This is a genomic window from Halomicrobium sp. HArcel3 (assembly GCF_058933135.1).
On sequence record NZ_JBZYDN010000004.1, the window covers coordinates 95,141 to 109,906 of the forward strand.

General features: G+C 66.2%; 13 protein-coding genes. 5 read left to right on the top strand and 8 right to left on the bottom strand.

Features of this window, described 5'->3' with window-relative positions:
• Positions 1-31 precede the first annotated feature (31 nt).
• The 3 genes from AC5FRV_RS12180 to AC5FRV_RS12190 form a co-directional block, all read right to left on the bottom strand.
• Complete coding sequence (locus AC5FRV_RS12180; protein ID WP_493561364.1) at positions 32-175, bottom strand: hypothetical protein; 144 nt, start codon at positions 173-175, stop codon at positions 32-34.
• A 578-nt stretch (positions 176-753) separates the two neighbouring features.
• Positions 754-2,001 (bottom strand): DNA double-strand break repair nuclease NurA, encoded by a 1,248-nt coding sequence (locus tag AC5FRV_RS12185; RefSeq protein ID WP_493561365.1) that lies wholly within the window; start codon positions 1,999-2,001, stop codon positions 754-756.
• A 52-nt stretch (positions 2,002-2,053) separates the two neighbouring features.
• Entirely contained in the window at positions 2,054-2,476 is a 423-nt protein-coding gene (locus AC5FRV_RS12190) for a DUF7522 family protein (protein ID WP_493561366.1), read from the bottom strand.
• A 144-nt stretch (positions 2,477-2,620) separates the two neighbouring features.
• Here AC5FRV_RS12190 and gpmI point away from each other — a divergent pair, with 144 nt between their 5' ends.
• Positions 2,621-4,141, top strand: a complete 1,521-nt coding sequence (gene gpmI, locus AC5FRV_RS12195; protein ID WP_493561367.1) for a 2,3-bisphosphoglycerate-independent phosphoglycerate mutase — start codon at positions 2,621-2,623, stop codon at positions 4,139-4,141.
• A 686-nt stretch (positions 4,142-4,827) separates the two neighbouring features.
• Here the strand turns inward: gpmI and AC5FRV_RS12200 are convergent.
• Complete coding sequence (locus tag AC5FRV_RS12200) at positions 4,828-5,679, bottom strand: hypothetical protein (RefSeq protein WP_493561368.1); 852 nt, start codon at positions 5,677-5,679, stop codon at positions 4,828-4,830.
• 156 nt (positions 5,680-5,835) lie between these two features.
• Positions 5,836-6,483 (bottom strand): RNA 2'-phosphotransferase, encoded by a 648-nt coding sequence (locus AC5FRV_RS12205; protein WP_493561369.1) that lies wholly within the window; start codon positions 6,481-6,483, stop codon positions 5,836-5,838.
• 155 nt (positions 6,484-6,638) lie between these two features.
• Here AC5FRV_RS12205 and AC5FRV_RS12210 point away from each other — a divergent pair, with 155 nt between their 5' ends.
• From AC5FRV_RS12210 to AC5FRV_RS12220, 3 genes are all read left to right on the top strand, one after another.
• A complete protein-coding gene (locus AC5FRV_RS12210) occupies positions 6,639-7,004 on the top strand; it encodes a hypothetical protein (RefSeq protein WP_493561370.1) in 366 nt (121 codons plus the stop codon).
• The gene (locus AC5FRV_RS12215) at positions 6,982-8,958 is read left to right on the top strand and encodes a HEAT repeat domain-containing protein (protein ID WP_493561371.1); all 1,977 of its coding nucleotides are present in this window, start codon (positions 6,982-6,984) and stop codon (positions 8,956-8,958) included. Before AC5FRV_RS12210 ends, AC5FRV_RS12215 begins: the two co-directional genes overlap by 23 nt.
• 133 nt (positions 8,959-9,091) lie before the next feature.
• A complete protein-coding gene (locus AC5FRV_RS12220; RefSeq protein ID WP_493561372.1) occupies positions 9,092-9,763 on the top strand; it encodes a DUF8127 domain-containing protein in 672 nt (223 codons plus the stop codon).
• Between the two features lie 38 nt (positions 9,764-9,801).
• Here AC5FRV_RS12220 and nadC read toward each other — a convergent pair whose 3' ends face one another.
• The 3 genes from nadC to nadA are packed head-to-tail and all read right to left on the bottom strand — an operon-like array spanning position 9,802 to position 13,301.
• Positions 9,802-10,626: a carboxylating nicotinate-nucleotide diphosphorylase gene (gene nadC / locus AC5FRV_RS12225; RefSeq protein ID WP_493561373.1), complete on the bottom strand. Its 825-nt coding sequence runs from the start codon at positions 10,624-10,626 to the stop codon at positions 9,802-9,804.
• Entirely contained in the window at positions 10,626-12,176 is a 1,551-nt protein-coding gene (locus AC5FRV_RS12230; protein ID WP_493561374.1) for an L-aspartate oxidase, read from the bottom strand. The genes nadC and AC5FRV_RS12230 overlap by 1 nt, the downstream gene beginning before the upstream one ends.
• Positions 12,177-12,179: 3 nt before the next feature.
• Complete coding sequence (nadA, locus tag AC5FRV_RS12235) at positions 12,180-13,301, bottom strand: quinolinate synthase NadA (protein WP_493561375.1); 1,122 nt, start codon at positions 13,299-13,301, stop codon at positions 12,180-12,182.
• Between the two features lie 219 nt (positions 13,302-13,520).
• Between nadA and hmgA the strand changes: the two genes are divergently transcribed.
• Complete coding sequence (hmgA, locus tag AC5FRV_RS12240; RefSeq protein ID WP_493561376.1) at positions 13,521-14,732, top strand: hydroxymethylglutaryl-CoA reductase (NADPH); 1,212 nt, start codon at positions 13,521-13,523, stop codon at positions 14,730-14,732.
• Positions 14,733-14,766: the final 34 nt, after the last annotated feature.

A 14,766-nucleotide genomic window follows, 5' to 3' on the forward strand; every position in this document is an offset into this window, starting at 1 on the left:
TGGGAGTCGCGACGGTTCGGGGATCGATACCTCAACAACCCGTCTCGAAACACGCCATCGTGATCGGACCGCCACCGCCCTCCTCGCCCACGGCGAGTGTGGTCGGCGTCGCGATGGACGCGTTCGTCCGCTCTTCCAGGTCTTCGACGAAGTGGACTGGTTCGTCTGAACTCATGCCCATCCGACATGTGAATGTGAAGGGGTAAAAATATTACTCCTATAATACTTAATATTAGCCGTTTTTCACAGGGTGGCCGTTTGTCCGGCGACTGCTCGCGTGTCGCTTCGCTCCCCGTTCGCAATTGAGATGGTTCCTCCCTGCGGTCGCGTCCCAGCCTCCTCACGGCTCACTCCGTTCGCCGTTCGCTATGAAGATGGTTCCTCCCTGCGGTCGCGCCCCAGCCTGCTCACGGGTCGCTTCGCTCCCCGTTCGCGATTGAGATGGTTCCTCCCTGCGGTCGGAACCATCCTACTCCTCGCGTGTCGCTCCTTTCAGTCGCTCCCGCTCGTCGTTGCGGAGCCCCCTCGCTTCGCTCGGCGCCTCCCTGCTCACGGGTCGCTTCGCTCCCCGTTCGCGATTGAGATGGTTCCTCCCTGCGGTCGGAACCATCCTACTCCTCGCGTGTCGCTCCTTTCAGTCGCTCCCGCTCGTCGTTGCGGAGCCCCCTCGCTTCGCTCGGCGCCTCCCTGCTCACGGGTCGCTTCGCTCCCCGTTCGCGATTGAGATGGTTCCTCCCTGCGGTCGGAACCATCCTACTCCTCGAACGCCACCCCCCACCGCTTATCGTTGTATTCCCGCTGTTGCTCGCTGTCGAACTGTCGTTCGATCTCCTCGCGGAGCGCTTCCTTCTCGTCGCCCCCGATGCGGGCTAGTTCGTCGGCCTTGCGTACCGCCAGCGGCGGGCCGCGCTCGGCCGCGACGTCGGCGAGCACCTGGCGGGTGATGGCGTCCCGCGTCTCCTCGTCGCGGGTGATGCCGTAGGGCGATTCCACTCTGTACAGCAGGTCCTCACGGGGGTCGTAGACGACGAAGAAGGTGACCTCGTAGGCCTCGTCGTCGAGTTCGCGTTCGATACCGAGGGCGTCGCCGCTGGTCGAGAGCACCTCGTCCGTCCCGACGCGCGAGCGGAACCAGCTGGTGAACGTCAGCGCGTCCGTGATGCGCTCGCCCTCGTCGTCGTGGCGTTCGAGCACCTGCCGGAAGAACGCGGCGTCGTTGGCCCACGGCGCGTTGCCCTGCTCTTTCCGGACGATGCGGGTGATGGCCTTCGACGTCGTCGACTTGACGAACCCGGCCAGGGCGGCGTCGCGCTCGACGAACTCCTCGACGAGGGCGACGTAGTTTGCCACCACGTCGAGCACGTCGTCCTTGACGAGCAATTCGGCCAGTTCCGGGTCGTGGTCGGCCCACTGGAGGAGTCCGGTGGGGTAGACGGGACCGTCGAGAACGAGGAGGTCCTCGACCAGGTCGGCCTCTTTCAGCGCGTGCTCGCTCTCGGCGAGGTAGAGCGCCAGCGCGTGGACGACGTCCTGTTCGTACCGGTCGACGCGGGGGACCTGGAGGATGCGTTCGCGGGCGTACCCCTCGTCCTGCATCGTCCACTCCTCGCCCAGCGCCACCGAGACGTCGTTCGAGTGGGCGGTCATGACGATGGTCCGGCCGCGGTGGAGGTCCAGGTCGGAGGGCACCGACGCCATCGCCGCCTGGGCCACGTCGAGGACGATGCCGTTCTTGAACGTCGTCGGGTTGATGGTCCCCGAGTCCAGTCCGTGCTGGGTTGGGAACGGGGGCTCCTGAAGCGCCGCGTCCTGGACGTCGACCAGCATCCGGGCCTGCTCCTCCACCGGTTCGAGGACGGGCTTTCCATCAGAAAGAAGCGGGTCGAGCAGGTCGTTCCACACGGTGCCGGCGAAGTCCCGGTGGTCGGTCGAGTCGACCCCCTGCGTGATGCGGCCCGCGAGTCGCGCGATGCCGTCGACGTGGACCGGGTCCAGGGTCATTGCTCGAACCCTTCTTCGGGTTCGGGTTAAGTGTTTTCTCGGCCGTCTACGCTTAGCCGGATTCTTCCTGCAGCAGTCGTTCGAGCACTTCCGCGACTTCTTCGTACTCGCGCATCGTCAGCCCGTCGGTCGTGATGATGACGCCCTGGCGTTCGGTGGTGATCCGGAGGAGATAGCCGTTCTCGAAGACGCGGACGGTGAAGTGATAGGGGCCGAGTTCGGTCGTCTGGTAGGCGTTCTGGGTCTCCTTGAAGTCGCGCCACTCGTGGCCGACGAACTCGTCGAGGTCGGCGTCGCGTTCCAGGTCCTCGCGGAGGTACAGCTGCTGGTAGTTCGCGCGGGTGAAGTACGTCACCGACCGGAGCGTGTCGCTCGTCGCGGCGCGCGAGGACGAGACGATCTCGTCGGCCAGTTCCTGCCGGATGATGCTCCCGCCCGTTTCGTCGTCATCGTCCAGTTCGGTCCCGTCGCTCATGTCGCTGTAGTTCGTCGGCCGGGCCTATAACTGCGGCGCTCACGACGCGGATCGTGGGGCTGGGACCCGACGTTCCGCCGCCTGTCCGACGGTTCCGTTCGCGTCATCGAAGGGATATTACGGCGGGCACGCGACCCCTCGACCATGCACGTCGGACTCGTCATCCTGGACGGCTGGGGGCTCAACCCCGACTCGACCGTCCGGGACGCTGTCGCCGCCGCCGAGACGCCGAACTTCGACCGCTACTGGGACGCCGGCGCCCACGGAACGCTCACGACGCACGGCCGGGCGGTTGGTCTCCCCGAAGGCCAGATGGGCAACTCCGAGGTCGGCCACCTCAACATCGGCGCCGGCCGCGTCGTCAAGCAGGACTCGACGCGGATTACCGACGATATCGAGGACGGCACCTTCTTCGAGAACGAGCGACTGCTCTCTGCCTTCGAGTACGCAGAGGAGAACGACGGGCGCGTCCACTTCATGGGCCTCGTCTCCGACGGCGGCGTCCACTCCTACCAGAAACACCTCCACGCGCTGATCGAACTCGCCGCCCGGCGCGGGACGGAGGCCCTCACCCACGCCTTCACCGACGGCCGCGACACCTCGCCGAAGGGCGGCGAAGGGTACCTGCAGACGCTCCAGGACCACATCGACGAGCACGGCACCGGCCACGTCGCCAGCGTCTCCGGGCGCTACTACGCGATGGACCGCGACCAGAACTGGGACCGGACGATGCGGGCCTACGGCGCCATCGTCGACCACCAGGCCGACTACGGGGCGACTTCGGGTGTCGAGGCCGTCACCGACTCCTACGCCCGCGGGGACACCGACGAGTTCGTCGAACCCACGGTTATCGAGGGCCAACCGGGGATGCAGGAGGGCGACGCCGCCGTCTTCTTCAACTTCCGCTCGGACCGGGCCCGTCAGCTCACCCGGATGCTCGCGGACATCGAATCCGAGGCCTGGGACGTCCCGACGACGCCGCCGGACGTTCGGCTCGTCACGATGACCCAGTACGACGCCACCTTCGACCTGCCCGTCGCCTACCCGCCGAACCAGCCCGAAGACACCCTCGGCGAGGTGCTCGCCGACACCGGCCACACCCAGCTCCGACTCGCCGAGACGGAGAAGTACGCCCACGTCACCTACTTCCTCAACGGCGGCCGCGAGGTCGAGTTCGACGGCGAGCGCCGCGAAATCGTCGAGAGCCCGGACGTCCCGACCTACGACCTCCGGCCCGAGATGAGCGCGCCAGTCGTGACCGACACCGCCATCGACGTCATCGAATCGGACGACCCTGACGTCCTGGTCCTCAACTACGCCAACCCCGACATGGTGGGCCACACTGGCGAGTTCGACGCCGCCGTCGAGGCCGTGGAGGCAGTGGACGAGCAACTCGGCCGACTCGTCGACGCCATCCAGTCCGCCGGCGGGCACGCCCTGATCACCGCCGACCACGGCAACGCCGACGACATGGGCACCGTCGACGACCCCTACACCGCCCACACGCTCAACCCTGTCCCGCTGATCTACCTTGCGCCCGACGGGACGAGTGGTGGGCGGACCGCGCGCGACGGCGGCGCCCTCGCCGACTTGGCGCCGACGATTCTTGAACTGATGGAGCTCGAGCAGCCCGGGGCGATGACCGGTTCGTCGCTGCTGGAGTGACTGGCGAACGCGTGGGATCGGCGGTCTCGCTATATCCCGGGACCGTTCAGTACAGGGAGTGTCTGTAACGATCTGGTGACTCGGAGAGCACTGACACAGTACCGACACGAACACGAAGAAAGCCCTCGGCGTGCTCCGGTCCCGCGGACCGACTGCGCTCCTCGCTGCGCTGCGGTGCTTATCAGTCCGGGGTTCCCGGAGCCCACCTCGCCCTTTCATTCCTCCAGGGACAGCCTCGCTCGTGCGATGAAACGCACTCACGATTGAGTCCGCCACCCCTCCCCGGTCGCTCGCCGTCCGGCGAGCGACACGCGTCCTGACCGCCCCGCAACCGCTTGGCCGGGAGGCCGTCTCGTCGGCCGACCCACCGAAAGACTCGGCACACCTCGTCTTTCGAGCCCACACTCGCTTCGCTCGCGTGGAAGGGGGAGGGCAGGGCTGCGGTGCTGTGAGGCCCCTGGAGGACTGAAAGGGCGAGGCGGGGTGGAGGAAGCACGGACCCGCAAGCACGCGAGGAACGAGCGCGCGCAGTGTGGTCCGCGCGACTCCAGCGCGCCGAGGGCTTTCGAGGTGTTTCCCTCTCTGGTCTCCCCAGCACCCGTTCTCACAGATCCATCTGATCGTTACACTCGCGTCCTCTGAAACAGATAGTCGAGGTTCGAGCAATCGACGCAAGTGATGTCGACTCAATCCAGTGCGCTCGATACGCTCGCGGAGATCTTAACAGAGTCGCACTTCTCAAGAAGGTGCTCGTGTTCGGCGGCGATGGCGTCGGCGTCGCCCGGTGGGTATCGCTCGGCGAGTTCGAGGGCGCGCTCGAAGCAGTCGCAGGCGTCCTCGAAGTGGTCGAGCGCGTCCGCGGCGTCGCCGGCCTCCGCAGACCAGTTGCCGACTGACCGGCAGTCCCGGGCGCGTCCGAGGTGGGCCTCGACGAGGTCAGCGATGGCGGACTCGGCCTCGTCTCGGGTCGCCACGGTGGCGATGTCCGGGTCGTCGACGACCGTTGTCGCACGGCGGAACGCCTCGACCGTCGCCTCCAGCGCGTCGATGCGGGCCTGGCAGTCGCCGTCCTCGACGGCCGCTTCGGCCGCGTCGCGGTGCTCCCTCGCCCGGGCGAGGAGTTGCTCGGGGATGGCCGCTCGCAGGTGCTCGACGGCGTCGTCGAGTGCGTCGGACTCCCGGACGGTGAACTCCCAGGTCGCGCCGGCCTCCGTCTCCACGACGAGCGTGCGCGTCAGCATCTCGGTCCGGGTGTCGACGTCCGCGAACTCGACGTACGGAATCGACGTCACCTCGTCGCCACCGGACTGGCCCACGACGAACGCCGCTCGCCGGTCGGTCAGGACCGAGACTGCCCCGTAGTCGGCGTCGGGTTCGATCCGCTCGGTTCCGTCGTCGTCGTCGACGCGCTCGATACCGACCCGGGTGTTCGTCAGCGTCGCGCGGACGCGCTCGTCCTCGCCGAGGTACTCGCGCACCGGGTGCTCGGTGAGGGGGTCGCTGCCCGCGATTTCTGGGTCGGAATCTGCCGTCGGCATGTCACACTGGTGGGTATCGCGGCCGGACGAATACTCACTCGCACCCACCGTCATGTCGAGAATAAAACTACCGGTCCGGGTCAGGACCTGCCGGTACTCCTCGGAATTCTGACTAAAAGATCGACAGGGTCGACGGCCGATTCCGAGGGGCTGGAGCTACCGATCGATCCGCCGGAGGTACGAGGGCGGGACGTGTTCGGTGGTGTACGTCGACTGCCCGCGTCTACCGCCGTCGAGGCTGTCACTTCGCATGCCGGCTGCGTCGACTTCGAGGACGACGGGGTCGTCGTCGTGGCGCGCGCCCACCTCGCGCGCCTCGTCGACACTCCCGGAGAGGTGGACCTGCTGGCGTCCCATCGGCCTGAGCCCCTCCGAGCGGATGGCCTCGAGGTTGCGGGGCGCCGTCCCGTGGTAGAGTGTGTCCGGGACGGAACCGTCCGCCGCCTCCAGGTCGACGTCGACGGAGTGGCCGTACGCCGCGCGAACCATGGTCTCGCCTCTCCATTCGTCGCGCTCGAAGCGCCCCTTCGGATCGGTGGCGACCACGGCGTCGAGATGGCCGGCGTTCGCCCAGTCGTACTTCGACTCCACGGTGGCGACCAGTTCGTCGCGGGTGGTCCAGCCCGCGTCGTCCAGTTCGATTCTGACGTCGCCGGGGAAGTGTCTCAGCGCGCCCGAGACGAACTTGGAGAGTCGGCGTCGGCGGTCGACCGAGAGAACGAGTTCGCCGGACCGCTCGCAGAACGGGCACGTCGACCCTTCGTGGTAACCGTGGTTGTCGCAGGTAGAGACGGAGTCAGTCATCATCGACACGTCGTCCCCTCGCGGCGAAAAGTTCCAGGCTTCCGCCCACTGAGTGTGGCTGGTGGAGAAGAATCGCAGTCCACAGATCTGGCAAATCATCTGCGAGTATCCACAGCCCCGCAAACTTTTCTCTCGGCACTGTCTGGCCCGATGGTATGGGTGCCGACAAGAACTACGTCGTCGTCGAGACGACGACCGGTGAGAACCACGACGCCGTCCGGACCGATCTGCAGGCGGCAGAAGAACTTGACGAGCCAGAGCAGATTCACGACGAATACCTGGTGGTTTCAGGGTTAGGTGGGATCGCTCCGGTTCGGAACAGGCTGCACGAGCTCGACGACCGGATAGAACGCGCTTTGCTCGTCCACGTTTACGACACGGCCATGACGACGACTGGTTGGTACTACGAACGGGAACCATCTGGACTCGTCGAAACGGACGAATTCAGTATCGAGGGTAGCTACGGTGCCCCGGTATTCGATTACTTCACCCGCGAATATGACATCCCAGCCGCCTTCTGAGTCGCTCGACCGATTGACAGATGGCGACCGGGAGCAGCGACGGCTCGCCGCGCGGACGCTATTCGAACAGGCATGTGGAGACGCCCAGTCACTCGATGGTCACCTCTCCCCACTTGCGGCCCATCTAGGAGATGACGACCCGCTCGTCCGAGGTCACCTCGTCGCCGCGGTGGGAATGGCTTCGTTCGCCATCGTCGAGTACGATCAACCGAAACCATACCTCGACGTTCTACTGGATAGACTGACGGACCCTGACTCCACTATCCGCCAATCCGTACTGGGCGTGCTGTGGAACCGTCCCGACGACAGGCTCTGGGAATCGCCGGCGGTGTACGACGACGGTGACCGGATCCGAACACTCGCGGCGGTCGGTTTCGCGACGTGTCTAGAGGACGATACTGATGTCGTCCGCCGACGGGCGAGCGATCACATTTCGGCCGAACTCGTCTGCGATCACCCCGACCCCGAATCAGCTGTCGTAGTACTGTTCGACCGACTCGACGACGATCAGGGTACCGTCCGTCGGGCGGCGGCTGACTGTATAGTCGACCTAGCACGGGGCGAGCCGGCGCTGGTCCGACCCTACACAGCCGAGCTGCTCGACCGTATCGATGGCGACGACGACCCAGTACGGCTCCGTGCTGCCGAAGCACTGGTCGCATTTGAGGACCACGACGTCAGCGAAACTGTCGCGACCGAGCTCGTCGACATGCTAACTGGTGAGCGGAAACAGCGCCAACGGGCGATCGAAGCCTTGCAAGCAGTCACAGAGCGGTCACCAGCGCTGGTCGACCAGACATTCGACGTGCTGGTCACTCAGCTCGGCACGTTCGACTTCGACGTGCGTGGAACGGCCGCAACGAGTCTCGCCCGACTCGCCGACCGCTATCCGGAGCAAGCGCCCGACCCCGCCCTGACGCTTGCTTCTCTCGATAACGACGAACCCTACGACGCGAAAGGCGTCTTCCCGCTGGCTCTGATCGCGAACGAATGCTCTGCGTTCGTCGGAGACCGTCTCGCCGACGCAGCCCACGCTGTCGGAAGAGGCGAATACGACGGACACGTGACCGGCCTCATTATCGAACAGGTGGCTGGAGAGAATCCAGCGGCACTCGACTCTGCAGCCGACGCCTTCGGGGAACTGCTCGGCAACGAGGATGATGGCGTCCGAGAAATAGGGGTAAAACTCGTCAGCACACTCGCCGTCGAACGACCATCCGCAGCAGAACCGCTGGTCGATGAGTTCGTGGCCACGCTCGACAAGGTTCGTTCGTACGAGTGTAGCGTCGCCACGGAGGGGCTACTCTCGCTCGCGATTTGGGCTCCCGATATACTCTGTCCGCACGCAGACCGTATCGCGGACCTGGTTCTCTCTTTCGAGGACGCGCGTTCCAAACGCCGACACAACGCCGCAGTTGCACTCGCACGTCTCGCCGAATACGACCCCACGTGTAGTCCTGACCTCGGTAAGACGCTCGCGTCACACCTTCAGTCGAAGCACCCGGACCGGTCGTGGGAGTTCGACCGATTCGTGAACATCACCGGGTACGACCGCAAGCAGCTGGAGGATCCGTTCCCACGTACGGACATCGCTTGGCCGCTTGGCGTTGTCGCCGACGACCGCCCGGGCCTGATCGACACCAGTGCCCTTGCGGATCTCCCAGACCGTGATGACCGGAACCAGGCGACAGCGGAAATAGCAACTTTGATCGTCGAAACCGCCGCCGGAAGCGTTCAAGTCGTCGAACCTCTCCTCGACCGCCTCGTTGACGATCTCCTCACGGATCCCGGGTACAATGCGACCCAGTATTTCGTCAAGATCGCGAGAAAGAATCCGCAGGTGTTAGCCTCGTACGCCGAAGATATCGAGTCCGCCTCGAAGATGGATGGCGCAGATCACAAACTGACCGAAGTGGTCTCGATGATCGACGAATCGGGCGGTGACGGACTGTAGTCGAGGGAACCACGAGATGTATTTGACGGGTTGCCCGGCGCGAGCATCGACGACATAACCCAGTCGTAGTCCACCGTGGCTCGAAACGAAACGTTGAGGGAGGGCCGTTCGGACTGTCAGCCAAGAGAGATCTATGGGTAGCGTCCTGGGCCGTGGGTGGTCCCCCACAAAGCGACAGTACCGGTTCCTCCGATTCGGCCTCGCCATCCTGCTGGTCACGTCGCCCGCCCTGGCGTACGTGAGCGGCTATGGGCAACCGAGCTATCGCTACGAGTCCGTCGAGATCCGGCCGACCGACGGGGGATTCGAACACGACAGGGATCGATCGTTCGTTGAGGGATTCGAAGGTCTCGGTTGTTACGGGTGGGAGCGGTCTCGGCTGTGCCTGCTCGAACGCGAACTTGTCGACGGAAATTACACGTACGACGATCCACCAGGAGTCTTCGATTCGCCCGGGGAACGGTACACGTACGTTGACGGGCGGTTCTACGAGCGGATACACGAGGGTCGATACGACGACGTCACTGTCGGCCTCCGGCCGGTTTCGTCCCGAGAGGTTCTCGACGCCATCGCGCGGGACGTCGACCACCTCGAACCACCGCTCCAGCGAGTCGTACCGGACGGTACCGGGACTGTTCACCGCGACCTCGACGCGACCGGACGAATCGTCCGGTACGAAGGGAGTTACTACGCGATTTACCGGGCTGACTACTCGGAACCGGGTAGCTACATTCCCTCACTTTTCGGGTTCCTCGCGGGGTTCGGACTGCTCGCTCGGGCCCTCCGAGACGAACTACGCGGGTGATCGAACGCGGTCGGTCCGTGGGGAAGGAACGGGACGACTCATCCGGTTCGGAACGAGTAATCCAGCGTGTCGGCGGAGTGCGTCAAGCTACCCATCGAAATCACGTCGACGCCCGTCGCGGCGTAGTCTGGCACGTCCGCGACGGTAATCCCGCCGCTCGCCTCGGCGAGTACGTCGCGCCCGAGGTTGTCGGCCTCGCGGAGCAGGTCCACCGCCCGCTCAGTCACGTCAGGACTCATGTTGTCCAGCAGGACGATGTCTGCCCCCGCCTCGGCGGCTCGCGGGGCGTCCGCCGGTTCCTCCACTTCGACCTCTATCTTGGTCGCAAAGGAGACTCGCTCGCGGAAGTGGGCGACGGCCGCTTCCAGCCCCATCTCGGCGACGTGGTTGTCCTTGACCATCACCATGTGCGAGAGGTCCAGTCGGTGGGTGTCGCCGCCGCCCGCGACGACGGCCCGCTTCTCGATCCCCCGGAGTCCGGGCGTCGTCTTGCGTGTACACGCTATTCGAACGTGATCGCAGACGGATCTCGCGGCGTCGACGGCCTCCCGGGTCTTCGTCGCGATGCCGGAGGCGTGGCCCGCGATATTGACTGCGACGCGCTCGCCGCGGAGGACGTCCTGGGCGGATCCTTCGACGCGCAGGACGGCGTCGCCGGCCTCGATACGGTCGCCGTCGTCGACGGGCGTCTCGGCGTCGACGTCCAGGTAATCGAACACTGCGACGGCGGCGTCAAGTCCGGCGACGACGCCGTCCTCCCTGGCGACGAGTCGACCGGTCGTCTCGCCGGGCACCTGGTTGGTCACGTCGTGGTGCCCCAGGTCCTCCTGCAGCCAGCCCTCTATCTTGGAATCGGGGATCATCAGTCGTCGGCAGTCGGCCCGGTGTGTTCGTTCTCCTTCACTATCTCCGCCGCGTCGTCGACGAGGTGGTGGGTGCCCAGGCTCTCGTCGTTCTCCAGCGCGTGGCGGGTGACCAGCAGCGCGACGACGCTCGCGTGGCGGAGTTCGTACAGCGAGCGCGAGGTGCGCGTCCGGACGTAGGCGTCGACCTCGCCCTTCAGACGACGAAGGACGGCCAGGGCTCGCTGGAGATCCTCGGGGTCGCGTTCCAGGCCGACGTACTCGTCCATCACCCGCCGAAGGCGGTGGAACTTCTGACGGGCGAAGTCGTCGGGGAGCTCCGGGTCGCGTTCGAGCAACTCCGGTGCTTCGATGACCTGGGCTTCGGCGCCTGCGGCGTCCTCCCCGGCGCGCAGTCCCCAGACGAGCCCTTCCAGCAGGCTCGTCGACGCCAATCTGTTCGCGCCGTGGACGCCCGTGCGGGCGCACTCGCCGACGGCGTAGAGGCGGTCGAGCGAGGTGCGGCCGCGGTCGTCGACCGCGACGCCGCCACAGAGGAAGTGCTCCGCCGGGCCGACTGGGATGCCGTCTTCCCAGTCGACGCCTCTCTCCTCGCACTTCGCGGCGAGGTCCGGGAACTCCGACTCGAAGTCGAGCGGCGCGACGTCGAGCGTCACCTCGCCGGTCGCGTCGCGTTCGGCCGCGACTGCGCGCGCCACGACGTCGCGGGGCGCGAGTTCCGCGTCGTCGTGATACTCCGGCATGAAGCGCTCTCCGTCGCCATTCCGAAGGAGCGCCCCTTCGCCGCGGACCGCCTCGCTGACGAGGAAGGGACCGTCCTCGGGATTCCCGTCCTCACCGGGATAGACCGTCGGGTGGAACTGCACGTACTCCATGTCCGCGACGTCCGCGCCCGCGAGCGCGGCCATCCCGACGCCGTCACCGGTGGAGTTCGCGGGGTTGGTCGAGCGCGGGAACAGGTCGCCGATGCCGCCCGTCGCGAGGATAGTCGACCCGGCGTAGACCGGTTCCACGTCGCCGTCGTGTTCCAGCATCGCGCCGTGGACGCGGCCTTCGTGACGGATCAGTTCCAGCGCGGCGGTGTCGTCCCGGACGTCGACGGAGTCGTTGTCGTCCAAGTAGTTCAGGAACGGGACGTGGATGTGCTTGCCAGTCGAGGCGTCGACGTGGAGGATCCGGTCGTCGCTGTGGGCTGCCTCGCGGGCGAAGTCCAGGTCCTCGCCGTTCTCATCGAAGGACACATCCAACGTATCGACGAGCACGTCACGGACGGCGTCGTTGGCGTTCTCGACGAGCACGTCCACGGCGTCGGGGTCGGCGGTGCCGTCGGAGGCGTCGAGGATGTCCCGCTTGAACCCCTCGGGGTCGTCGCGCGTGACGGCGATGCCGCCCTGGGCCCACCAGGAGGAGGCGCCCTCCGGGCGCTTGGCCTTCGTCGCGACGACGACGTCGCTGCCGTCGCGGGCCGCAGCGAGTGCGCTCGCGAGGCCGGCGATGCCGGAGCCGACGACGAGGACGTCCGTCGTTTCGGCGGAGTTCTGGTCGGTCATGGCTCAGATCTCCAGCATCCGGTCGAGGGCGACCTGCGCGAGTTCCTTCTCCTCCGGGGCGACCTCGATGACGTTGCGTTCGCGGCCCTCGACCAGTTCCTCCAGCACCCAGGTGAGGTAGTTCGGGTCGATCTGGCGCATCGCGTTGCAGTCCATGCACGCCTCGCCGCAGAGCGGCAGCACGTTCACCTCCGGGTGCCAGCGCTGGAGGTGGTGGGTGAGGTGGATCTCGGTCCCGATGGCCCACGTGTCGCCGGGGTCGGCGTTCTCCACGGTTTCGCAGATGGTGGCCGTCGAGCCAGCCTTGTCGGCGGCCTCCACGACCTCGCGGCGACACTCGGGGTGGACGATGACCTTCGCGTCCTCGTGGTCCGCCCGGATCTGTTCGATGTGTTCGACTCTGAATCGCTCGTGGACCTGGCAGTAGCCGTCCCAGAGGATGACGTCGTTCTCGACGGCCTTGCTCGCGTCCTTGGATTCGGGGTCCCAGGGGTCCCACTCGACGATCTCGTCCTCGATACCGAGCCGGTGGGCCGTGTTCTCCCCGAGGTGCTTGTCGGGGAGGAAGAGGACCTTGTCCCCCTTCTCGAAGGCGTACTCGAACGCCTTGTGCGCGTTCGAGGACGTGCAGACCAGGCCGCCCTGCTCGGCGCAGAAGGCCTTGAGGTCGGCGTAGCTGTTCATGTAGGTGATGGGGATGATGCGTTCGTCGGTCTCGGCGGTGATCTCCGCCCACGCGGCGTCGACCTGGAGGGCTTCGGCCATGCCCGCCATCGGACAGGAAGCCTCCATGCTCGGGAGGATCACCGACTGGTCGTCGTCGGTGATGATGTCCGCGGACTCGGCCATGAACGTCACGCCGCCGAAGATCACGTAGTCGGCGTCGGAATCGGCCGCCTCCTTGCTCAGCTGGTAGGAGTCGCCGATGAAGTCGGCGTGCTCGACGATCTCGCGTCGCTGGTAGTTGTGACCGAGGATGACGACGTCGTCGCCGAGTTCGTCGAGCGCGGCCTCGATGCGCTCGGTCCGTTCGTCCTCCCCGAGTTCCCGGTAGGTCGCCGGGAGCTGTTCGAGGTTGTCGTACTTGAAGAGACTGAGGTCAGTCTCGAAGCGAGCTGTTTCCATTTCGGGCACGATGGGACACCTGTTGGTACTCGAAACCAACGAAGCGCACTATTGAAAAGATTTTGCCTTCAATAGTTCGGACCGGTGGGTATTCTCGGCCAGAACTCGGAATCGAATCGCCATCGCCGGTGTTATCGGGAGGCGTGAACGATTCGCCCGTCCGGAGACGTTCTCGATGGGAAGGCAACTGTTAGGAACCAGCGCACCGACCCATCCTGCATGACCGACCACGAGTCTCTCGCCCAGCGCGTGCGCGAGGGCGAGTTGCGCCTCTACGAACTCGAAGACCACGCCGACGCCGAGACGGCGGCGAAGGCCCGGCGGACGCTCCTCGAAGCCGAGACCGAGGCCGACCTCTACCCCGTCGGCGACTACACCTTCGAAGCGAGCGACGCCGACTCCGCCATCGAGAACATGATCGGTGCGGCACAGGTGCCGATGGGCGTCGTCGGACCGCTCCCCGTCGACGGCGGCGCGGCCGAGGGCGAGCACTACCTCCCGCTCGCCACGACGGAGGGGGCGCTCGTCGCTTCGGTCAACCGGGGCGTGAGCGCCATCAGGAACGCGGGCGGCGCGACGGCGCGCGTCCTGAAGTCCGGGATGACCCGGGCCCCGGTGTTCAAAGTCGACGACGTCGCCGAGGCGGGCGAAGTTTCGGCCTGGGTCCGGGAGAACGTCGATGCGCTGGCCGAAGCCGCCGAGTCCACCACCAGCCACGGCGAGTTGCAGGACGTCACGCCCTACGTCGTCGGGGACAGCGTCTTCCTGCGCTTCTCCTACGACACCAAGGACGCCATGGGGATGAACATGGCCACCATCGCCACGGAGGCCGCCTGCGACGTCGTCGAGAGCGAGACGCCGGCGGACCTCGTCGCCCTCTCTGGCAACCTCTGTTCGGACAAGAAGCCCGCCGCGATAAACGCTGTCGAGGGCCGGGGCCGCACCGTCGCCGCGGACGTCCTCATCCCGCACGACGACGTCGAGGAGCGGTTCGGCACGACCACGGACGCCATCGCCGAGGCCAACACCCGGAAGAACCTCGTCGGGTCGGCCAAGGCCGGCGCGCTGGGGTTCAACGCCCACGCCGCCAACGTCGTCGCCGCCGCGTTCCTCGCGACGGGCCAGGACGCCGCCCAGGTCGTCGAGGGCTCCAACGCCATCACCACCGTCGACGCCCGCGAGGATGGGCTGTACGCCTCGGTCACCATCGCCTCCCTGGAAGTCGGCACCGTCGGTGGCGGCACCTCGCTCCCGACGCAGGCTGCGGGCCTCGACGTGCTCGGCTACGGCGGAAGTGGCGATCCGCCGGGCTCCAACGCCGACGCGCTCGCCGAAGTCATCACCGCCGGCGTCCTCGCCGGCGAACTCTCCCTGCTCGCCGCGCTCGCCTCCCGGCACCTCTCCAGCGCCCACGAGGAGCTCGGCCGATAGCGAGACAGTCAGCCACGTCGACAACTTTTACTTT